A 19,351-nucleotide genomic window follows, 5' to 3' on the forward strand; every position below is an offset into this window, starting at 1 on the left:
AGCTTATTCTACGATATCAAGATGATAGCGTTTGTTAAGCTTTGTACCAGCTGCACGGATAATTGTTCTCATAGCCGCAGCAGTTTTACCTTGCTTACCAATCACTTTACCGAGGTCTTCTTTATCAACCTTCAAAGCAAGAAGTGTAGTTTGCTGACCAGGGATTTCATCAACTTCGACTTTTTCAGGTTTGTCCACAAGAGACTTCGCCATGAATTCTACGAGGTCTTTCAAGCTATCCATAATTACCCCCAACAGATAGTACTTTACCTACCCGATATTCTATCGAATTCGGGTACGTTGCCAACCACTATTATTTAGCTTGAGCCAATTTGATAACGTGTTTTACACGGTCTGTAGGCTGAGCGCCTTTTTTGATCCACTCTTCAACTTTAGCTAGATCAAGCTCAACTTTTTTATCGTTACCTTTTGGAGTTGGGATGTAAGTCCCAAGAATATCAAGGAATTTACCAGTAACGTAACGACGAGAATCCGCCACAGTGATGCGGTATTTAGGGTCATGCTTAGCGCCCATACGAGCCAAACGAATTACAACTGCCATTTCTAAACCTCATGTATCAAAAACAGTAAGACCAAGTGTGTACTGTGTTAACAATTAAATATCAAGCTTTAAAATGGGAACTTCATCCCACCTCGACCCATTCCCATTTTCATGAGCCCGCCCATCATCTTTTTAGCATCCTCAAACTGCTTTACCAGCTTGTTCACGTCCTGAACTTGAGTGCCGCTCCCTTTGGCGATCCTTTGACGACGCGAGGCGTTTAGAATCTTGTGGTTATGGCGCTCTTGCAAGGTCATAGAGTGAATAATCGCCTCAATCTTTTTCATTTCGGCATCCGGAGGGGTCATATTCTTAAGCTGCTTACTTAAGTCCCCCATCCCCGGTAAAAATTTCAAGATACTCTCAAATCCACCCATTTTTTTGAGCTGCTGGATCTGAGTCAGGAAGTCCTCCAAAGTGAATTCGTTCTTCATGATCTTTTTCGCCGACTCACGAGCCGACTTTTCATCGATCACTTCTTGAGCTTTTTCCACCAAAGAAAGAACGTCACCCATATCGAGAATACGCCCCGCCAAACGATCTGGATGGAAAACTTCAAGAGCCGCCACCTTCTCGCCGACACCGAGGAACTTAATAGGAATTCCCGTCACTTCACGAATAGACAAGGCCGCACCACCGCGGGCATCCCCGTCTACTTTCGTAAGAATCAAACCTGTCAGAGTGAGACGCTTATGGAACCCCTCGGCCACATTTACGGACTGCTGTCCCAACATGGCGTCGGCCACGAGAAGAATTTCTTGTGGAGTCCAGATCTCTCTGAGACGCCCCAACTCACCCATTAAATCTTCATCAATTTGCAAACGGCCCGCAGTATCCACGATCACAACGTCGATCATGTTATCCTTGGCCCATTGTTTTGCTTTTTCTAAGATCTCTTCGGGCTTCATTCCCACTTGTGTGGGGAATGTCGGGATGTTGTTTTGACGACCCAAAGTTTGCAACTGGTCGATGGCCGCAGGACGATAGATATCAGCAGGAACAAGTCCCGGTTTTTTTCCTAACTTTTGACGAATATAAAGAGAGAGTTTTGCAGCGGACGTTGTTTTACCCGCCCCTTGCAAACCCACGAGGAAAATCACGCTCGGATTTTCACGCACGTTGATATCAACAGCCCCACCACCCAGGACATTCACAAGCTCATCGTGCACGATCTTAACGAACATTTGTCCTGGATTGACGTTCTGAAGGACTTCAGCCCCTAAGGCCTTGGCTTTCACTTTGTCGATGAAGGTCTTAACGACCTTAAAGTTCACATCGGCTTCAAGAAGACTTAGGCGGATCTCTTTAATCACGTCCTCAACATTGGACTCCGTGATTTTGCTTTGCCCACGGACCTTTTTAAGGCTCGCCATGATCTTGTCAGATAAATTCTCAAACATCGTGAAACTCCCACAGAATAGACCTGTTTAACTCATTGGGATCAGAATGACAAAGAGGTCTGCGACTCATTGCGCAAGCAAAGACCCTGTAGAGTTTATAGATGCAGCGCATTGAGTAGATCAATCGGACATCTTTATGGATATGAGAGACGCAAAAAGGGGCAGTACTATGAAAAAAATCATTCTTGTATCTGTATTGGCAGGAGCTTCCGCTCAAGCCCAACTTGTAACTTCTAATTCTGCGGCACTAGAGGGACTTAAAGATGCACGCAAACAATTGGAAGTAAGAACTGAAAATCAAATTCTTGAAAAACTTGAAGCTGCACGTCTTGAAGACGAAAGAAATCGTCGTCAAAAATTCGAAGCCTTGAACTTCAGCGTTGTGAATGATGGAACACAAAACGTGAACCAAAACAACACAGCTGTTCAACCCGTTCAGCCGGCAACTTTGACCTATTAGTTTCCTTACGAGCCCCGCCGGGATCGTTCGCGATCCTGGCCGAGATCTCGAATAACTTCTTCCGACTTTCACTCTTGCTGACACGATCCTAACGCAAAACGCGTGCGTACGTGTAAGTTCTCCCTGTCTAAAATTCTAGCACTGTGGCTCTGGAATTTTGTGAGCTATATTCCGCTCGCCCAAGAAATATCAACCTAAACATTGGAGACAGTATGTTTAAATCCACTCTTTTTATTGCGACTCTTTTTACAGCGCACATGGCGCAAGCGGCGTTACAAGTAAACTGTGACGTTTGGGGTAACAACGATTCAGACCCTACTCTTGACGTATCCATGGTTCTTCCGTTCACCCTCGGTCACAAGTTCGATAGCATGCCGACATCACCTTCGGTCCTGACTGTGATTGAAAAAAACTACGACGGTAAAACGACAAAACAATCCATCATCTTTAACGATGAGATTTCTCATCTAAATGAAAAATCCAGCGATGGTATTTTCGAAGTCGTCACTAAAAATACTTACCCTATCCGCAAAGGAACTGACATTTTAAATCCAACTCCGGTGCCAGAAAAAATGCGCCGTCTGAAATTGGATCTTGAATTGCTAAACAAAGACAAACACTCTGGCGAGCGCATTGATCTTTCTTCACTGTCTTTTGATGTGGATCAAACTCTTCCTGGCGACAGCACGCTAACAGGTGAAGGCAGCATCTCTTACAACGGAAAGTCTTACGAGAAATTGTCTTATCGTTGCAACGTTTATGTGACTCTGCGTGTGGTTGAACAGCTGCTTGCTAAGAATAAAAAATAGTTTTCTAAATCCGCGGCAGGATCAAATCTACAGGTCCTGCCCGATCATTTTTTTAAGCGCGTCTACAGACGCAGCATCGTGACTTGGAACGATTAAAATTTCCGGTTTTCTTTTGTGCAAAGCTTGCAGCTCTTCAATGCGTTTTAAGACTTCATCTGGTTTATTATCAGCAAACATACGAGCCAGCCAAAACTTCGGGACTCCCTTTTCAATAGCCTCAGAGTTCCAAACTGTGTCTCCGACCAAAAAAGCTCTTTGTGTTGCGCTTATGTTCACAAACAATCCCACAGAGCCTGGTGTGTGCCCAGGAAGTCCTACTAAAACCAAACTCCCGTCGGCGAAAACATCCCGACTTTTTGGATAACCTTCGTACTCTTTGTTTTCCAACTCATAAGTATTCCACAACGTCTTTTCGCTAAATAAAGAAGGAAAGACTGCGGGAGAGGCGTCCTTGGTTTTTGTAAATGCCAGCTCTTGGGGCTGAATCTCTACGGGAACATCCGGAAGATCCGCGAGCCCACTGACGTGGTCAAAGTGCACATGGGAAACAATGATCTTATCCAGCTTGATATTCATTTTTTTAAGCTGATCTGCGACAGGGCCGTTGGTCGCTTCATCTTGACTGAACTCCGTCGCGATCCTTGCCCACCAGACCATGTCTTGAGTTTGTTTTTCCGCAGTTCTTCCCAAGCCCGTATCAAAAAGCACGGTGCCTTTGGGATGTTGAAATAAAAATGCCGGATGGGTCATCTTAAACTTCTTAAACCAGGAACCACCTTGAATGGTGGAGCCCTCAATAGGATAAGCGGAGCCCGTCGAAAGAACAGTCATCTTGAGCACTGACTTCTGAGACCACGTCGGGAAGCTAACAAGAGTCAGCGTAAGAAGAATTCCCCAAAAGCGTTTCATGTTGTTTCTCGTTTCTTTATTCTACCAACGCTGGAAAGAACCCTTTTTTAGGCTCCAATGAGCCACTACGTAAAAGAACACAAAACCAATCAAAGAGATCAGTCCCGCTGTCCATACATTCACGTCACTGACACCAAGAACCCCGTAACGAAGACCGTTGATAAGATACAATAGAGGATTGGCTCTTGAAACCATCTGCCAGAAAGGATGTAAGTGTTCGATAGATAAGAACACGCCTCCTAGGTAAGTCAGCGGTAGCAAAATAAACGCGGAGAATGCCGAGAGTTGGTCAAAGGTCGTTGCCCAAAAGGCAATGCTGATGCCGATCATCCCGAAGATCAATCCCGCGACAACCAAGAAAAACAACGCAATCAATGGATGCGCAATCGTGAGCCATTCGCCTTGTTGGTAAAGCATAAAGACGGAGCCCACCACATAGGTGATCAAAGCGACAATCGTGCCTCGCACCACAGACCCCAAGCTCATCGCCCAAATGATTTCGCGGTCCGTGACTGGGGCCACGCGCAGATCTTCAAGATCACCTGAAAATTTTGATGAAACAATGGAAGAAGATGAGTTTTGAAAAGCGTTGTTAATAAGTCCCATCATCATCAGACCGGGAATTAGAAACGACAAATAGCTCACACCTTGATGTGATGCCATTTGTTCACCTAAAGAAACACCAAAGATCAAAAGATACAAAAAGGAAGAAACAAAGGGTGTGATCACCGTTTGCACGATGACCTTAAGGAAGCGAGCTATTTCTCTTTGAAAGATCGTTACAAATCCAGTCATAGCGGCACCTGCACATCTTTTTTACTAACAAGTTTTAAAAAGGCATCTTCCAGATCACCTTCGTCGATTTGCACGTCACTAATGAGCTGAGTGGGAATTCCCACCTCACTGATCACTTCACCCAAAGGTTTATTCTGAGGAACGATAAAGAAGTATTCCTTGCCGACAACCTCAACAAGATACGGAGACTCTAACGGGAAGACTTCCGTTAAAAGCATGCGGATCTTTTTATGTGTGTACTGGCGAATGATTTCCTTCGTATTTCCCAGGCACACCAAAGATCCTAAATTGATAATTCCGACTCTATCGCAGAGTTGTTCCGCCTCTTCCAGATAATGAGTCGTAAGAAGAATCGACATACCTTCGTTACGGAGTTCTTGCACAAATCTCCAAAGATCTTCGCGCAGACCGATATCGACTCCGGCCGTAGGTTCATCAAGCAATAAAAGTTTCGGATTGTGTACAAGGGCTTTTGCAATCATCAAACGGCGCTTCATGCCGCCTGAAAGTTGTTTCACTTTTTTATGACGATGCTCATACAAAGCCAGCTTGCTTAAAAGAAAATGAATGCGCTCAGTGTTTTTGCGAAGACCGTAGTAGCCAGAGTGAAATTTTAGAATTTCTTCGACATCAAAGAAGCCCGAATTGATGACTTCCTGATGAACGACACCAATTTGCTTTTTTGTGAACATGGGATCTTTGATCACGTCAACACCGAAAACCTTCACTGTTCCCGATGTGGGTTTTTCCAAAGTCGTAATGGAAGAAATGATCGTGGTCTTCCCGGCTCCATTGGGCCCTAAGAGTCCGAAGATTTCACCGCCGTTCACTGTGAAAGAAACTCCTTTCACAGCTTCAACGGCACTTTCATTATACCTCTTGCGGAGGTCTTGGATTTCTAATGGGAGACTCATTGCTACTCCAATCTGTTACCCTGCTGGGCGCTGCTTCAGCCTACGCGCCCCTGGCGCTTCGGCACTGCGGCCTCCCGGCCTACCGGGCGCGACTAATGCTAGTTTGGAATTCGACGGTTGGGTTTTCGCGTTTCAGCCAGTTCAAGTCCCACTCTTGATTAACAAGGACCACAGGGTTGTCTTGTAAATCGCGGAACATATTGGCTCCGCCTTTAAGTTCTGCGACAGGTTTTCCTTCTGCAGTTCTTGGCCAACGAGCCACACCGTATGGCAAACGATTGAGTTTTACTTCCAAATTGTATTCATCTTGCAAGCGACGCAAAAGAACTTCGAATTGAAGTTCACCGACCGCACCAATGATCGGATCCTGAGGACCTACGATAGGATCAATGAACAATTGAATCGCACCCTCTTCAGACAAGTGATTAAGAGCCTCTTGCATCTTTTGGCGCTTCAAAGCATCCCGCACCGACAGGCGGCCGAAAAGTTCTGGTGCAAACTTTGGAATGTCTTCAAAATGCACTTTGCCAGAAGCAAACACACAGTCGCCGATAGCAAAGTTTCCTGTGTCACCGACGCCGACGATATCACCGGCATATGCATCATCCACAGTCTCCTTATCCGCAGCGACGAACTGGCTGGCGTAAGAAAGACGCAACTCTTTATCATGACGAGAGTGTTTTACTTTCATGCCGCGTTCAAACTTACCTGAACAAATACGGATGAAGGCAATACGGTCACGATGGCGCTTATCCATATTGGCTTGGATTTTAAATACAAAGCCTGTGAAGTTCGCATCACAAGGATCAATCTCTCTATCGTCTTTCGTATGACGAGCTTGAGGACCGGGAGCGTACTGAGTGAAGAATTTCAGGAACGTGTCCACCCCGAAGTTTTGCTTAGCAGAACCAAAAGTCACAGGAGAAATCGTCCCATTCAGGAACTCATTCACATCAAATGGAGGCAAGGCACCTTCGATCAAATCGAGTTCTTCCAGAACTTGATCCGCAGATTCTTTATCGAGGTATTGATAGAGAATTTGATCGTCTTTGCCTTTTTCAAATGGAATGATTTTGTAGTCTTCCACTTCTTCACGGCGCTGATCGTAAACCCAGATCTCTTTTGTCAGGCGATTGTAGATACCACGGAATCTTTGTCCGATCCCCAAAGGCCATGTCACCGGATAGCATTGCATATTCAAAGTTTTTTCAACTTCATCAATCAAGGTGAGTGGGTCTTTACCTTCACGGTCGAGTTTGTTTACGAATGTGAAAATAGGGACTTTGCGCAGACGGCAGACTTCGTAAAGTTTCTTCGTACGTTCCTCAACACCCTTGGCAACGTCGATCAACATACATGCAGAATCCACGGCCATCAAAACGCGGTAAGTATCTTCAGAGAAGTCTTTATGCCCCGGAGTATCGAGAAGGTTTACGCGTAGACCCTCGAAATCGAATGTCATCACTGAAGACGTGATGGAGATCCCCTTCTCACGCTCCATGGCCATCCAGTCCGAAGTCACGGCTTTCGTGCCCTGCTTGCCCTTCACTTCTCCCGTTTCGTGGATCACTCCCCCGTGATAGAGAAGTTTTTCAGTTAAAGTCGTCTTCCCCGCATCTGGATGCGAGATAATGGCAAAAGTACGACGGCGTTGGATTTCTTTTTGAACTTGAGGTGTCGCGAGCATTTTTGTTCCTTTAAAGGCTTCTTTTTACTTGGGAAATCCAAAGCTTACAAGGGATTGCCGCCCCGCATAGATAATACTTGATTCCTTTTCCGAGGAACCTTATAACCAGAGGCGAATTTCAACTCCCCCTGGTTTGGAGCCTGGGTTGGACAACTGAGGTGACAATATGTCTTCGACTTCGGCCTATTATGTTACGGCTTTCTATAAATTTCAGAAACTTGCAGATGTTCCTGCGGTTCAAAAAGATCTCGAAACAAAAGCAGATGAATTGAATATCAAAGGCTTAGTGATCCTGGGCGATGAGGGCTTTAACTCGACATGTGCCGCTTCTTCTATCGAATCCTTCAATGCCTGGAAGCAGTTTATTCGTGACTATTTCTCAGCTCCGAACTTGTTCTTTAAAGATTCTGAATCCCACAAAGCTCCTTTCCGTCGTTTCAAAGTAAAAATTCGCGAAGAGATCGTGACGACCGGCATTCCGGAAATGATGCCTCCAGAAGGTAAAAACCAGCATTTAACTCCGGCTGAGTGGAACCGCGTGATGAAAGAAGAAAATGACTACGTCATGATCGACACACGCAACTGGTATGAATACAAAATCGGCACATTCAAAGGCGCTTTAAATCCGAACATTGAAAAGTTCACGGACTTCCCTCAGTACATCGAAAGCCAGGGTATTTCGAAAGATAAAAAAATGTTGATCTTCTGCACCGGCGGAATCCGCTGTGAAAAAGGCATTTTGGAGTTGCAAAAGCAAGGTTATGACAACGTCTTCCAACTTGATGGCGGCATCATCAATTACATGAAAGAATTCCCGAATGATCAGTTCGAAGGAGAATGCTTCGTTTTTGATCATCGCGTGGCTTTGGATCAGAATCTGCAACCTTCGACGAAGTACGGTCTTTGCCCGCACTGTGGTCAGCCGTCAGAAATTAAAATTTCGTGCAAACGCTGCGACTCCGAAGAATTAATCTGTGTGGATTGCGCAGAAATTGAATTCAAGAAGGACACTTGTTCTAAAAACTGTGCTCACCAGTACAAACTTCACCCTGGCAAAAAAGGTCCTAAGCAAGTGGTTCCTTTTGAAGTGGAAAAACTAAAAGCCGAAGGAGCTGAGGACATTCCAACGATCCGTGTTTCAAAAACCAAGATTGTCACTGTGAATGAAAAAGGCGAATCCCAAACAGTCACAACGAAAAACTAATTTTCTATAATTGAAATTATCCCATCTAGGGATAGAGTCCCGCAGTTAAAATGTATCCGAGCTATATTTTACATCGCAAGACTGGGGGACAACACTTGATATTCAAACAACCCAAGTGAAGAGCTAGGTGTATTACTGCAATAACCCAGTATCAAAAGCACCAATAGTTCGACTACACTTAAGCTCGGTAATTTGCTCGGCAGATTCCCCCGTAGAGAGCCTTGGATAAGAGCCTATAGATTTATAATACTTTATTCCTTTTTCATAACAATCAAACTTATCTTCAGCTTTGCGATTTTTTGGGGGAGCTTGTTGAGATAAATCTTTAATTGCTGATTTTGGAATCCATCCAAATTCCCCTTGAACATCAGCTTCGTCAATTTTAACTATCATTGCATAAACCCATTTTTCTGTTTCACAGAATGATTTAAGCCTGTAATCACCATCCAATATTCTATAGTCTGCCTTACCAAGCAACTCCGTGGCTTTAGCATTTATCTTAGTCTTCGATTTATGACTTGGCTTCTCTTTCATGGGTGTATCTTTTGCTACAGAGAAATATCCAGTAACTGGTTTACCTTGCTCACATTTAATTACTTGAACTTGCTGAACAACTTCTTTTTTAGGTGTACACGAAACAATCAACAAACTGAGAATGAACACTAGATAGACCATATGACCTTTTCCCACTTTCACTTTAAGCTATAATCTTCTAATCCGTTTCGGCATATAAACAATGTTTCTTTATGCCGAGGGGTCTTAATGGACTAAAGACTAATCGCCGTAAGTTATACTGGCATATTTCGCCAACAGCGAAGAATTAGTTCTTCGCTGTTGGGTCTTTGTGGGCCTTTTCGATGTCTCTCGCAAATAGTTTCACAACCCAAGTGTCATTGATTGAGACTTGGGAACTCGATAGATTCAATTTCACTTTCGATCTATAGTTCGGATCATAGTCGATGGACTTAGGATCAATTCCCGAATCACTTAGAAACTTCATCATTTCACTCGCCGCTTGATCGGCGTTGTAAGTTCCGCTGTCGTTGACGTTCTTTTCCATTTGCTCACAAAAGCTGAGAGTCGCAGCATCTTTGGCGAGCTCTGGTTTTTGTGCTACGGCTTTTGCGAGATGATGCATATTATAGGTTTTTTGCAGAATCACATCCATGTCGTCTTTATGATCCTTCAAAAAATCCCCGGCGCGATAAATCTCGTAATAGAACTCAGCCTTCTTTAGCATCCCCAGGTCTTTTATCTCTTCGGCTTTCATCACCATTTCGATAACAGACTGCATGCCGGGAGCTCTAAAGATATAACGAAGAATGGGAGCCGCTGTTTCCACCAACGGATCTTTTTGTTCCTGCGCTAAAGATTCAAAAAAATATTTTGCTGAAGCACTTTCTGGGTCCCGCATAAAATGACTTTCGGAAGCCTGAGCCAGATTGCGACATCCCTCCACCAAGGGTTTTCGTGTATCAGTAAAGTTCTCAAGAAGAACTTTCGTCGTATTGGCAGTGACATTTGATTTTGCAGGTGCCTCCGAAGGAGCCCCATCGGAAATGACAGCAGGACTCTCATCTTTGTTGGCGGCTGAAGCTTCCGTCGTTCCTTCAGGTTTTCCGTGAGCACCGGCATCTGCTTTCTTAAGAGCTGGCGGAGTGAGAGATTGTTTGATCTCGAAAGCAGAAGGTAATTTTGAAAGTCCCCAGAACGCAAGTCCTCCCAACATAACGACAACCAGTGCTAAGGATATTGAGAGAACTTTTAAAAGGTTTTTCCAATTCATAGACTCTCCTTCTTCGGAGAGCAATGAACCATGCTTTCTTTATGTTGGCAATCTCGCCCCAAGAACTCTATTGAAAATAGTCAGCGCCCTTTCCTTGCAGGCTGGAAATATCCCCTGCGCTGTCATACTTATCGAGTTGATCCTCGACAGCTTGCACTCCAGGAACGTTTTCAACGCATCTCAAAAGCTGGCGAACCTCGTATTTCAGAATGGGTCCAGATAAAGTCACCACACCATCTCGAACCTCCACCTTCACGGCTCTGGCATGACGAACCTTGCGCCCGAACTCGGAACGCACTCGTTGTGCCAAAGTCGCATCGTCCACATGTTCGGTTCTTAAATGACGAGCCACTTCTTTCGTCGTGCCTATCGCTCGATTCTTGATGTCTGTTGAAAGTTTTTGTCGGCGGCGTTCGATTCGTTTGGCCATGCTAATGAATTTGTCACGAACCACAGCTCGTCGCTGATTGCCTCTTGTGGGATCCAAGAAGTACATAGCTGCCACCCCCAAGGAAGCACCAATAAGCAGATTTCTTAAACCGTGAGGTTTACTTGTTTCTTTCATATTTGCTCCTTATGTTTGCACTTGTGATGAATTCTGAAGCAAAAATGCAGAAGCCCCTAGTATTGATTGTCGTTTTCAGACAAGACTCATTGTTTCGAAGAAGAATTTGTCGAATGATACACAGTATTATCTTAGAAAAACAAATATGAAGCATTGACCCCATACCGCTTTCAACCTATACCTATATCTCCTTGTCGCGGGGTGGAGCAGTCTGGTAGCTCGTCGGGCTCATAACCCGAAGGTCGTAGGTTCAAATCCTGCCCCCGCAACCAATAAAGGCTCGAAGGTAAACCTTCGGGCCTTTTCCATTTTTAGATTCTGATACTTTCAAGCAGCAAAATTAGTGCATCATCCTCAGATTTTAGCTAAATTAGACCTTTAGAGGTTAATATGCAGCCAGGATCAAAACCCGAAAATAAATTCTCTCCGCCAACGGATGTAAAATCCGTTCTCAACATGTTTAAAAAACCTAAAAAGGTTGTTGTTACCGCAGGAATGCCCTACGCCAATGGTCCTCTGCACTTAGGACACTTGGCAGGAGCTCACGTTCCCGCTGACATTTACGCCCGCTGGATGCGCATGTTGATCGGCGCGGAAAATGTGCTGTTCGTAAACGGCAATGACGATCACGGCTCAACAAGCGAAGTGGCTGCTATTAAAGCCGGTAAAACAATTCGTGAATTTATCGACACCATTCATGAACAACAAAAAGACACTTTAAAAAAATATTCTGTGCAAACGGATATCTTCACGGGCACATCTCGTCCAGAGACATATCCTTTGCATGAGCAATACTCTCAAGATTTCTTGCGTCGTCTTTTTAAAAACGGCGTTTTAGAAAAGCGTGTTACTAAACAGTGGTACGACCCAAAAATGAATCGCTTCCTGCAAGATCGTTTCGTGCGTGGGACATGTCCTAACTGTGGCAACACCGAAGCCTATTCTGATGAGTGCGATGCTTGCGGAACTCAATTTGATCCAAGTACTTTGCAAGATCCACGCAGTCAGCTCAGTGATGCGAAGCCAGAGTTGAAAGACACGGCTCACTGGTGGCTTGATATGTGGAAAGTGGCGGATCCATTAAAAACGTGGATTGAGACAAAACAAAAAGCTTGGCGTTCTGCTGTCGTTCAAGAGGTGATCAACACTGTCTTGATTGGCTGCCGTTTTGAAAATCAACACGAAGCTAAATACAGAGAAATCAAAGAGACTTTGCCTAAGCATAAATCTCGTTATGTCGCTGGTAAAAAAGTTGAATGTCTTTTTGATTCCAAGGCCGATCTTGCAACAGCACAGTCTGTTCTTGAGGCTGCGGGAATCCCTTCTACCATCACAGATAAATGGGCTTACCGTCCGATCACTCGTGACGTATCTTGGGGAATTCCGGTTCCAGCGGAACTTGATCCTGACATGAAGGGAAAAACTCTTTATGTTTGGCCAGACTCTTTGATTGCTCCGATTGTCTTTACACAAGTGGCTCTTGAAAAATCAGGACGCAGTAAAGATCTCTATAAAGAATTCTGGTGTGACCCAGAGGCCACTGTTGTGCAGTTCTTAGGACAAGACAACGTGTTCTTCTACGTGATCATGCAAGGCTCTATGTGGCTCGGCCACAAAGAAAATCCTCTGCAACTTCCGCAAAAAGGCGATTTGCAGATGACTGAGATTTTGAGCGTTTTCCACTTGATGGTAAACGGCGAAAAAATGAGTAAATCGAAAGGGAACTTCTACACCGGCGATCAATTGCTTGAGATGGGTTATTCCGCAGATCAAGTTCGTTACTTCTTGGCTCTATTAAGCTTGCCAGTGAAGGCTTCAAACTTTGACTTTGAACATTTCGCGGAAAGAAACAAATTCTTAGCGGGACCTATGAATGCGGCTTTTGAAAAACCTATTTCAGCCTGCAACTCGAAATTCAACGGTCGAGTTCCTGAAGGTAAGTTGATTGGCAAAGCAGAAGCAGAAACAGTGAAGCTTGTGCAGTTATACTTACGCTCTATGCAAAAGGGGGACTACTCCACTCTGCTTGGACAAGTTGAAAACTACGCGCGACAAATCAACTCGCTCTTTACGCAGTTTAAACCTCACGACGACCGTGCTAATGAAGCTGAAAGAAAAGACGCTTTGTTCACGTGCTTCTACGTCTTGAAAAACTTGATGATCATGCTTGCGCCTTTTGTTCCTGAAACAATGAACGAACTTCGCAAGTCCCTCAACTTGCCGGAATCTGTGTTCCGTGCTGAAGAGTTGGGCACAGGAATTCCTGCGGGTCACGCGATCAATCCTAAGGGCGTCTACTTCCCGGCAGTTCCAGAAACAGAAACCGCTTCGGACTCATAGTCCGAAGCTGCTCTTATTTCTTTTTCCAGATGCGACGGAAGGTGACGGCCCCCTGACCACCCTTGTCGATAGAGAAAGTTTGATCGTCGAGATCTGCTTGCAGAACGAAATGTCCACTACGCTCAAGACTTTCCATCTCTGCTTCATAATTTATAATCTTAAGATACTCCGCTACTGCTGCAGGCAGATTTCCTGGCGTACTGCCAAAGGGACACGTCCAAAGAAAATTCCAACTGATTCCCTCCCCGCCCCGCAAGAACGGAAGATCGACGCGTTTTTTCCCTTCACTATCGGTGTATAGGTGACCTTCGACATAAATCGTAAACTTACTTCCCGTGTAGGACCCCTGAACCGCTCCTGTCGAAGTCACCGTGGGCTTTTCAACGTCGATATAGCCAACAAGTTTATTATCTTCAATGACACCAAACTCCCCGTGCATGGTCATCTTTCTATGCACGGAGCATGGACACAATTCTTCTTTGATCTCGTAAGGCCACTCAAATGTGGCGTCATATGTGTAAACATCATCACACACGATAGTGATCGAAGGATCTTTGACTTCAAATTGCGGCGAAAGAGTTTTTCCAAAAGAATTTCCATCCCATCTGTACTCCCCGTCGGTTGTCACATCCCAATAGCGAGCTGAGGCATCAAACTCAATTGTCGAGGTTTGAAGCAATGGTGTCGGAAGAGGTAAATTTGTATGACTGCAAATATCAGAGGTTCCATCCGGAGAAACAAGATCAATCACAGTAGAGGGAATACCAACAAAACGAACGAGAGGAAGAGAATACTCATAGCTGTCTGACGGAGACGCAGCAATATTGATGGGAGCAACAGGATAGGTCTTTCCATCCCACCCCGTTTTTATCCAAGGATTTGTGAGAATCGCCGGCGGCATTGTTCCCAGAACGCCGATCTTCCCAAAATCCACAGTTGCAAAAGGTTTGCCGCAAGTGAGGACTTGCGAAGCGGGAGCAATGAAGGATTCCATGCGCAGAGGACCATTCCAATTTGCCGAACGAGGATGAATCGGATCATCAGGATAAAACATCATAGGAAGTTCCACCGGATTGACATCCGCAGGGGTCACTTTTCCATTTAAAATAGCACGACAGGTTTTTGGAGTTCCGGCCTCCGCAAATGCAGAAGCCAGGATGAAGAAATAAGATAAGAAAATGATTTTCGCCATGCCTCTCCCCTATGACTGAGCCTACGTACGGTCAACTTACAATGACGATAGACATAAAGTTTACATCCGCTTGCAGCCTCTGGGCAGCCCCCAATCCCGGTAGGCCGGTAATTTGACTTATTCCTCCGGACAAGATAACTCTGAACCTACATGGGGGGAAGGTATGAAAAATCGCAAATGTCTTGTTGTATTAGGACTTTTGAGTGCGCTTGTTCTTGGCGCTTGCAGTAACGACGACAACGATAAAAAATCTGACAACCCGTCGGGCCCTGGGACTCAACGCGTGCATTGGGATAGCATTCCCTCTGAGTTCAGCCCACGCAAAGAAAGTTTCAATCTGCAAACTCAAAACATTCAAAAAATCCAAATGGATCTTTTTGGCTTTACTAACGATGTCCAACTTCAGTATTCCGATAAATTGCCAGCAGATGCTGCGAGCATTGAACTTTTCACCGTCGCAAAAGACTCTTCTTACTCTTTAAGTGGCGTGAATATCGATGAGGAGCTCGGTACAAAGACTTTAAAGCTTAATAAGTACGGCTCCTATGCTTGTTCCATTCGTATTCAAAACGGAAAAATCACGGAACTTAAAGGCGCTTGCTACATCCGTGTGCTTTTGACTTTGCCACAGAATGCAGAAATCGAAGTTTACAATGTTGGAAAACTGATCTCAAAACGCTTTATCGCCATGGACAACGGCACTTTCTTAAAGGATTTGGATCGCGCCTCTTTCCAAGAAGACAAAGAAGCTGTCATTCAAAACTACCTTGAGTCTTATCGTGCGACGGGAAAAACACCCGCTTTGATTTGCGATGAACTTGGACAAGTCATCGAAGAATTTACGCGCACGGAGGGTAAATTTATCGCACTTAGAAAACTGCATGCTTATGTTACGGATAAAGAAAACCTCGCCCAGATGATCGAAGACAAGTTTTCGTACTTTGATCGTGACGAGGCTCGAAGAATCGTGGGCCTTCAGTAAATCGGCCGTTTTTAGCGGGTTCCCGAACGGGAAACCGCTGACGACGAAGACGGTGACGCTTTCTTCACACAAGAAGCCACACTGGGCGCCTTGTCCGTCAATCTGAAAACGCAGTCGTTAAAAGACTCACCCATGGCGCGTTCATCAATACACTCGCGCTTTAGTTTCTGCGCATCCACCTTGCGATCACGAATGGCATTGATGCAAGGTTTTGCATAGTGAAACTTACCTTCGTTGGACGCCAAACAGAAATGAAATGCTTCGGAATCGAAGCTTGACTCTGTCTGAGCTAAATACTCATGGCACATTTTGATGCTAGTCAAGTTGCTATCTCGAACTTTTTTGCAGGCCTCAACGTATGAATGCGGATAGTCCCGACCGCTCAAGTTCTCAATACAGGAAATAAAGTCACTAAGACGTTCCTTCCCTTGGCAGTAATCAAATGATTCTTGGGTTAAAACAGCAGCATCGACTTCTCTAGTGCATTCGGATCTATTTGGAATCGTGAGCATTCCGGTATTAGCGCATTTCTCTTTTAAAATCGCCAAGGACTTCTGATCTAGCTGGTGCGCTTTGATTTCAGGCGCTTGTGAGCCAATAAGCTCATTAGCATTCGCCATCACTGATGCAAAAGAAATAAGAACGAGCAATGCCTTCTGGAATGAACCGATCTTCATGAGAACTCCTGTGGTATCACTATCGGTAAAGCCGCGCTCTTTTTTAACTTAGGAGTTACTTCTGGAAGATGGTGTCTCACGATGAGACACCCTTTATCATCTCCAAGAGAGCGCTCTGATTTCCATGCTGTTTTGTAAATAAAAAAGGGCTGATTTTTCAACCAGCCCTTTGGGGAATTTATATTCTATTTTAATTTTACAGAGTTGTGAAAACCGCTTCGAAGTCCGTGAATGTCAGCGTTTCACCAGAGGCCAAAGTCACAGTCACCGACGTAGCGTTAGGTCCATTCATACGGACAACCGCAACCGCCTTTTGATTTTCAGCTTTTAATTGGATTTTTTCAGCAGAAAATTGCGGATTGATTCCACCATTGATAGGAGTTCTTTTTGTCACTTTAAAGATCTCTTCAGCGCCATTTGCCAAAGTGATAGAAATGTACTGATCTTTAAAGCCCACAGTTTTGCCAAAACAAAGTTGCTCTTGATTTTCAGATTGACCGCAAAGATACGGAACGAAAGTACCGTGAGGTTTAATTTCAGCAAAAGAAACGGAAGAAATAAGCATCGAAACAAGAACTAGAAATCTCATCGAAAATTCTCCTTAATAAATTGTAATTGAAGTCCGTGGACCTATTCTGCGATTTTCGTGCCGGTCAATAAACGCTATATGCTTTTTGACTTAAAAAGATGAGAAAAACTTTCCTAATGAGTTCCAAAACGGACTGGCTTCAAACTGGTCCCTTTCACTGTGGATAGAAAAAACCAATGACATCCCCTCCTGAGAGTACCCTCTCAGGAGGCTCGTTCGAGCCAGAAATTGTTGAATGAAAGAAACGGCCTCTCAAGAACGAAGGATCAAAAATTCATGTGCTAGGATTTTTGATTAACTCTAAATTGTGATAAAGAGCATAGATCGCAATCGCAACTGCCAAATGCTCCTTCTTCTTTGTCGTATTCCAAGTCCTTCTAAAGAGTCGGTTTATGTTAGCTCTAAACATCGCAAATGAGTGATTTAAACTAAAAAGAGGATCAAATCCACCGGACTTAAGCTCCCCTTGACCGACAACGCATCCCTTTCTTCCTTTGAAGATCACATGAGGGGACTTTGGAAAGAAGGCTTTTACGTGTTTTTGATAATGCGGATTCTCATCTGATTTGATAAGAGCCCCTTCTTGAATATAGGGCTGGATCTCCTTAAACAAAGCCTTCCGGTAATAAGCTCTTTCGTCAGATATTTTTCCATATTTTTCTAAGGATTTCTTAACCAAAAGTCCTTTGGCCGGCATCCTGGCGACTCGAAATCCCAATATCCTGCGCGTTGAAGACTCGACTGCCATTACTACAGAAAGAGGTTTCAACTTACTGTGTTCGAAGGTCTCTAGATCATCAAACTCTATTTCAGGAGAAGGAGGATAGTGTTCTCGGTCATGAGTCAAAAATGCATGGGCATAAAGTCCCATAAAGAGGAACTTTCTAACCACCGTCTTTCTATTAACTTGAAGTATCCTGGCAAGTCTTCTTTGAGAGTTGCCACTGGCAAAAAGAGTGAAGATCTTAGGATTTAGGTGCCTTTTCTTTTGTCGGTAACAAGGATGGAGACTCGCTTCTGAGAAAGACCTCTGACATTTCTTACATAAAAACCTTTGAATCTTAACTCCATCGCATTTTCTTCGGAAGTATCCGATGGCAACAATAAAGTTCCGAGATTCGGCAGATGAATTCTTAGAATGACAATAAGGACAAGAAACACTCATGAAGATTGATCAAGAGCAATCTCTTGGCCATCAACATTAAAAGGGACCAGTTTTAATAATCTTGAAGTCCGAGGAGCTCTTTACAGAGCTCCATTTGCCGTTCGATTTCTGCAATGGCTTTATTCAGCTTCAGCTCTTCCCGCTCATCGAGTTCGTTTTCAAGAGCGGCCAGAACAATGGGATGCTTTTTTAACCAAGCCCCCTGGCGAGACGCATAGTTTTCAGGAACTCCCGAACGAAGTGCCGCCATTCTTGCATCGCGGTCCTTAAGGTATTCAGCGATAAACTTTAAAGTTTCTAAAGTCAGAATTTTTCGATGAGCTTTCAGTCTTTGTGAAAAGCCCATTTGTCGGATTCTCATTTCGCGCGCTCCTAAAGAAAATAATCAAAGACACGATTGGCGATAACAAACTCTTCTTCAAAGTCCAAAGGGTCTTCTGGCAAATACCATGCATCCTCGGGATGCGCTTTATGCAGAAGAGCGAGCCGCGACTGCGCCTGTTTCCAGAATCTTTGCTGCCATTGCTGATTTGTGTTCAACGTGAAAAGCTCACTCAACTCCAAAGCTCTCTGAACAGCGTCTTTATTTATTTTCTTTTGATTCGGCAAAACATAATCCACCGCTTTAAGAATGTCGTCGTGATGAGCCAATTCTAAAACCAAATAAGTCGAGTAAACAAGTGCGTGGAGATACTGGCGATATTCTTTTTTGGATTGATGAAACCACTTATCCTCCCCGCCCGGACGATAGATCGCTTTCATCCTTTCAAAAACAGGAGATACTTTCGGCCCTAGCTCATCGCCTAAAATAAGATCCAAGGTGACGACAATACTTTCTGCAAAGTTCAGATAGCGGCAAAAATCCCGCTGTTCTTGCGGCGCAGGCGGAAGAAGTCTCCACACAATGCGGTGATTTTGTTCGTGGAATAACGAAATCTCGTTATAGGAAGACAAGGACTTCATCATCGCAGCGGGATCAACCACTTCGTTGGAGTGATCTTTAAACCAAAGAAGCTCCGACAAAAGAGGACTGTAATCAATTTGATCTTTAAATAAATCTTGCGCACTTAACGAGCGCATCGTCGAACACACTCTGGGAGCAAAAGTTCCGTCGATCGACAGATAAAGTTTGCGACTTTCGCGATAGATGGGACTTAAGGTTAACAGTTCATGATCGAACGGATATTCGGCGAGAACAAGATCAGAATATTTTTTTTCAGTTTTAACAGCAAACGCCAAGCTCAGATCTTTGAGAAAATTTCTAAGATCAGTATTCCCTAAATTTTTTTTATCCTTTTTTGCCATACCCTATTGA

General features: G+C 44.3%; 21 protein-coding genes and 1 tRNA gene. 6 read left to right on the forward strand and 16 right to left on the reverse strand.

Annotation, left to right across the window (positions count from 1 at the left end):
• Nucleotides 1-3 precede the first annotated feature (3 nt).
• From ACL934_RS10490 to ffh, 3 genes are all read right to left on the reverse strand, one after another.
• On the reverse strand, nucleotides 4-243 hold the full coding sequence (locus ACL934_RS10490; RefSeq protein WP_041875527.1) for a KH domain-containing protein: 240 nt from the start codon (nucleotides 241-243) through the stop codon (nucleotides 4-6).
• Between the two features lie 70 nt (nucleotides 244-313).
• Nucleotides 314-562, reverse strand: coding sequence for a 30S ribosomal protein S16 (gene rpsP, locus ACL934_RS10495; RefSeq protein WP_041875524.1), 249 nt, complete (start codon nucleotides 560-562; stop codon nucleotides 314-316).
• Between the two features lie 68 nt (nucleotides 563-630).
• On the reverse strand, nucleotides 631-1,962 hold the full coding sequence (ffh, locus tag ACL934_RS10500) for a signal recognition particle protein (RefSeq protein ID WP_374073320.1): 1,332 nt from the start codon (nucleotides 1,960-1,962) through the stop codon (nucleotides 631-633).
• Between the two features lie 169 nt (nucleotides 1,963-2,131).
• Here ffh and ACL934_RS10505 point away from each other — a divergent pair, with 169 nt between their 5' ends.
• Complete coding sequence (locus tag ACL934_RS10505) at nucleotides 2,132-2,422, forward strand: hypothetical protein (RefSeq protein ID WP_374073321.1); 291 nt, start codon at nucleotides 2,132-2,134, stop codon at nucleotides 2,420-2,422.
• A gap of 212 nt (nucleotides 2,423-2,634) precedes the next feature.
• The gene (locus ACL934_RS10510; RefSeq protein WP_374073322.1) at nucleotides 2,635-3,231 is read left to right on the forward strand and encodes a hypothetical protein; all 597 of its coding nucleotides are present in this window, start codon (nucleotides 2,635-2,637) and stop codon (nucleotides 3,229-3,231) included.
• 27 nt (nucleotides 3,232-3,258) lie between these two features.
• Here ACL934_RS10510 and ACL934_RS10515 read toward each other — a convergent pair whose 3' ends face one another.
• The 4 genes from ACL934_RS10515 to ACL934_RS10530 form a co-directional block, all read right to left on the reverse strand.
• Nucleotides 3,259-4,140: an MBL fold metallo-hydrolase gene (locus ACL934_RS10515; protein WP_413612199.1), complete on the reverse strand. Its 882-nt coding sequence runs from the start codon at nucleotides 4,138-4,140 to the stop codon at nucleotides 3,259-3,261.
• Nucleotides 4,141-4,161: 21 nt separating this feature from the next.
• Nucleotides 4,162-4,935 (reverse strand): ABC transporter permease, encoded by a 774-nt coding sequence (locus ACL934_RS10520; RefSeq protein ID WP_374073324.1) that lies wholly within the window; start codon nucleotides 4,933-4,935, stop codon nucleotides 4,162-4,164.
• Nucleotides 4,932-5,849, reverse strand: coding sequence for an ABC transporter ATP-binding protein (locus tag ACL934_RS10525; RefSeq protein ID WP_374073325.1), 918 nt, complete (start codon nucleotides 5,847-5,849; stop codon nucleotides 4,932-4,934). Before ACL934_RS10525 ends, ACL934_RS10520 begins: the two co-directional genes overlap by 4 nt.
• A 79-nt stretch (nucleotides 5,850-5,928) precedes the next feature.
• A complete protein-coding gene (locus ACL934_RS10530) occupies nucleotides 5,929-7,536 on the reverse strand; it encodes a peptide chain release factor 3 (RefSeq protein WP_413612200.1) in 1,608 nt (535 codons plus the stop codon).
• 166 nt (nucleotides 7,537-7,702) lie between these two features.
• Between ACL934_RS10530 and ACL934_RS10535 the strand changes: the two genes are divergently transcribed.
• Nucleotides 7,703-8,740 carry a rhodanese-related sulfurtransferase gene (locus tag ACL934_RS10535; RefSeq protein ID WP_413612201.1) on the forward strand — a complete coding sequence of 346 codons (1,038 nt, stop codon included), beginning with the start codon at nucleotides 7,703-7,705 and terminating at the stop codon, nucleotides 8,738-8,740.
• 132 nt (nucleotides 8,741-8,872) lie between these two features.
• On the opposite strand, the gene ACL934_RS10540 is transcribed toward ACL934_RS10535, so the two are convergent.
• The 3 genes from ACL934_RS10540 to ACL934_RS10550 form a co-directional block, all read right to left on the reverse strand.
• Nucleotides 8,873-9,436: a hypothetical protein gene (locus tag ACL934_RS10540; protein ID WP_413612202.1), complete on the reverse strand. Its 564-nt coding sequence runs from the start codon at nucleotides 9,434-9,436 to the stop codon at nucleotides 8,873-8,875.
• A 124-nt stretch (nucleotides 9,437-9,560) separates the two neighbouring features.
• A complete protein-coding gene (locus ACL934_RS10545) occupies nucleotides 9,561-10,526 on the reverse strand; it encodes a hypothetical protein (protein WP_413612203.1) in 966 nt (321 codons plus the stop codon).
• 67 nt (nucleotides 10,527-10,593) lie between these two features.
• Nucleotides 10,594-11,091 (reverse strand): BON domain-containing protein, encoded by a 498-nt coding sequence (locus tag ACL934_RS10550; protein WP_413612204.1) that lies wholly within the window; start codon nucleotides 11,089-11,091, stop codon nucleotides 10,594-10,596.
• Nucleotides 11,092-11,286: 195 nt separating this feature from the next.
• On the opposite strand from ACL934_RS10550, the gene ACL934_RS10555 reads away from it, so the two are divergent.
• Nucleotides 11,287-11,363, forward strand: a tRNA-Met gene (locus ACL934_RS10555).
• Between the two features lie 118 nt (nucleotides 11,364-11,481).
• Nucleotides 11,482-13,431 (forward strand): methionine--tRNA ligase, encoded by a 1,950-nt coding sequence (locus tag ACL934_RS10560; protein WP_374073334.1) that lies wholly within the window; start codon nucleotides 11,482-11,484, stop codon nucleotides 13,429-13,431.
• Nucleotides 13,432-13,444: 13 nt separating this feature from the next.
• On the opposite strand, the gene ACL934_RS10565 is transcribed toward ACL934_RS10560, so the two are convergent.
• Entirely contained in the window at nucleotides 13,445-14,623 is a 1,179-nt protein-coding gene (locus ACL934_RS10565) for a hypothetical protein (protein ID WP_413612205.1), read from the reverse strand.
• A 163-nt stretch (nucleotides 14,624-14,786) separates the two neighbouring features.
• Here ACL934_RS10565 and ACL934_RS10570 point away from each other — a divergent pair, with 163 nt between their 5' ends.
• Entirely contained in the window at nucleotides 14,787-15,605 is an 819-nt protein-coding gene (locus tag ACL934_RS10570; RefSeq protein WP_374073336.1) for a DUF4476 domain-containing protein, read from the forward strand.
• Between the two features lie 11 nt (nucleotides 15,606-15,616).
• On the opposite strand, the gene ACL934_RS10575 is transcribed toward ACL934_RS10570, so the two are convergent.
• The 5 genes from ACL934_RS10575 to ACL934_RS10595 all read right to left on the reverse strand — a co-directional run bounded on the left by ACL934_RS10575 (nucleotide 15,617) and on the right by ACL934_RS10595 (nucleotide 19,341).
• Nucleotides 15,617-16,282, reverse strand: a complete 666-nt coding sequence (locus ACL934_RS10575; RefSeq protein WP_374073337.1) for a hypothetical protein — start codon at nucleotides 16,280-16,282, stop codon at nucleotides 15,617-15,619.
• Nucleotides 16,283-16,478: 196 nt separating this feature from the next.
• The gene (locus tag ACL934_RS10580) at nucleotides 16,479-16,871 is read right to left on the reverse strand and encodes a hypothetical protein (protein ID WP_374073338.1); all 393 of its coding nucleotides are present in this window, start codon (nucleotides 16,869-16,871) and stop codon (nucleotides 16,479-16,481) included.
• Nucleotides 16,872-17,145: 274 nt separating this feature from the next.
• Nucleotides 17,146-17,763: a hypothetical protein gene (locus ACL934_RS10585; protein WP_374073339.1), complete on the reverse strand. Its 618-nt coding sequence runs from the start codon at nucleotides 17,761-17,763 to the stop codon at nucleotides 17,146-17,148.
• Between the two features lie 325 nt (nucleotides 17,764-18,088).
• Nucleotides 18,089-18,397 carry a hypothetical protein gene (locus ACL934_RS10590; RefSeq protein WP_413612206.1) on the reverse strand — a complete coding sequence of 103 codons (309 nt, stop codon included), beginning with the start codon at nucleotides 18,395-18,397 and terminating at the stop codon, nucleotides 18,089-18,091.
• A gap of 11 nt (nucleotides 18,398-18,408) precedes the next feature.
• A complete protein-coding gene (locus tag ACL934_RS10595; RefSeq protein WP_413612207.1) occupies nucleotides 18,409-19,341 on the reverse strand; it encodes a hypothetical protein in 933 nt (310 codons plus the stop codon).
• Between the last annotated feature and the right edge of the window lie 10 nt (nucleotides 19,342-19,351).

Origin of the sequence: Bdellovibrio sp. HCB-110, from assembly GCF_047323225.1 — a bacterium.
Lineage (GTDB): Bacteria > Bdellovibrionota > Bdellovibrionia > Bdellovibrionales > Bdellovibrionaceae > Bdellovibrio.

What these genes read in the sequence shown, in the direction of transcription:
- ACL934_RS10490 (WP_041875527.1), bottom strand. Translation starts at nt 243, where the DNA reads ATGGATAGCTTGAAAGACCTCGTAGAATTCATGGCGAAGTCTCTTGTG.
- ACL934_RS10570 (WP_374073336.1), top strand. Translation starts at nt 14,787, where the DNA reads ATGAAAAATCGCAAATGTCTTGTTGTATTAGGACTTTTGAGTGCGCTT.
- ACL934_RS10525 (WP_374073325.1), bottom strand. Translation starts at nt 5,849, where the DNA reads ATGAGTCTCCCATTAGAAATCCAAGACCTCCGCAAGAGGTATAATGAA.
- ACL934_RS10505 (WP_374073321.1), top strand. Translation starts at nt 2,132, where the DNA reads ATGAAAAAAATCATTCTTGTATCTGTATTGGCAGGAGCTTCCGCTCAA.
- ACL934_RS10510 (WP_374073322.1), top strand. Translation starts at nt 2,635, where the DNA reads ATGTTTAAATCCACTCTTTTTATTGCGACTCTTTTTACAGCGCACATG.
- ACL934_RS10595 (WP_413612207.1), bottom strand. Translation starts at nt 19,341, where the DNA reads ATGGCAAAAAAGGATAAAAAAAATTTAGGGAATACTGATCTTAGAAAT.
- ACL934_RS10575 (WP_374073337.1), bottom strand. Translation starts at nt 16,282, where the DNA reads ATGAAGATCGGTTCATTCCAGAAGGCATTGCTCGTTCTTATTTCTTTT.
- ACL934_RS10590 (WP_413612206.1), bottom strand. Translation starts at nt 18,397, where the DNA reads ATGAGAATCCGACAAATGGGCTTTTCACAAAGACTGAAAGCTCATCGA.
- ACL934_RS10565 (WP_413612205.1), bottom strand. Translation starts at nt 14,623, where the DNA reads ATGGCGAAAATCATTTTCTTATCTTATTTCTTCATCCTGGCTTCTGCA.
- ACL934_RS10580 (WP_374073338.1), bottom strand. Translation starts at nt 16,871, where the DNA reads ATGAGATTTCTAGTTCTTGTTTCGATGCTTATTTCTTCCGTTTCTTTT.
- ACL934_RS10530 (WP_413612200.1), bottom strand. Translation starts at nt 7,536, where the DNA reads ATGCTCGCGACACCTCAAGTTCAAAAAGAAATCCAACGCCGTCGTACT.
- ACL934_RS10560 (WP_374073334.1), top strand. Translation starts at nt 11,482, where the DNA reads ATGCAGCCAGGATCAAAACCCGAAAATAAATTCTCTCCGCCAACGGAT.
- rpsP (WP_041875524.1), bottom strand. Translation starts at nt 562, where the DNA reads ATGGCAGTTGTAATTCGTTTGGCTCGTATGGGCGCTAAGCATGACCCT.
- ACL934_RS10550 (WP_413612204.1), bottom strand. Translation starts at nt 11,091, where the DNA reads ATGAAAGAAACAAGTAAACCTCACGGTTTAAGAAATCTGCTTATTGGT.
- ACL934_RS10520 (WP_374073324.1), bottom strand. Translation starts at nt 4,935, where the DNA reads ATGACTGGATTTGTAACGATCTTTCAAAGAGAAATAGCTCGCTTCCTT.
- ACL934_RS10535 (WP_413612201.1), top strand. Translation starts at nt 7,703, where the DNA reads ATGTCTTCGACTTCGGCCTATTATGTTACGGCTTTCTATAAATTTCAG.
- ACL934_RS10515 (WP_413612199.1), bottom strand. Translation starts at nt 4,140, where the DNA reads ATGAAACGCTTTTGGGGAATTCTTCTTACGCTGACTCTTGTTAGCTTC.
- ffh (WP_374073320.1), bottom strand. Translation starts at nt 1,962, where the DNA reads ATGTTTGAGAATTTATCTGACAAGATCATGGCGAGCCTTAAAAAGGTC.
- ACL934_RS10545 (WP_413612203.1), bottom strand. Translation starts at nt 10,526, where the DNA reads ATGAATTGGAAAAACCTTTTAAAAGTTCTCTCAATATCCTTAGCACTG.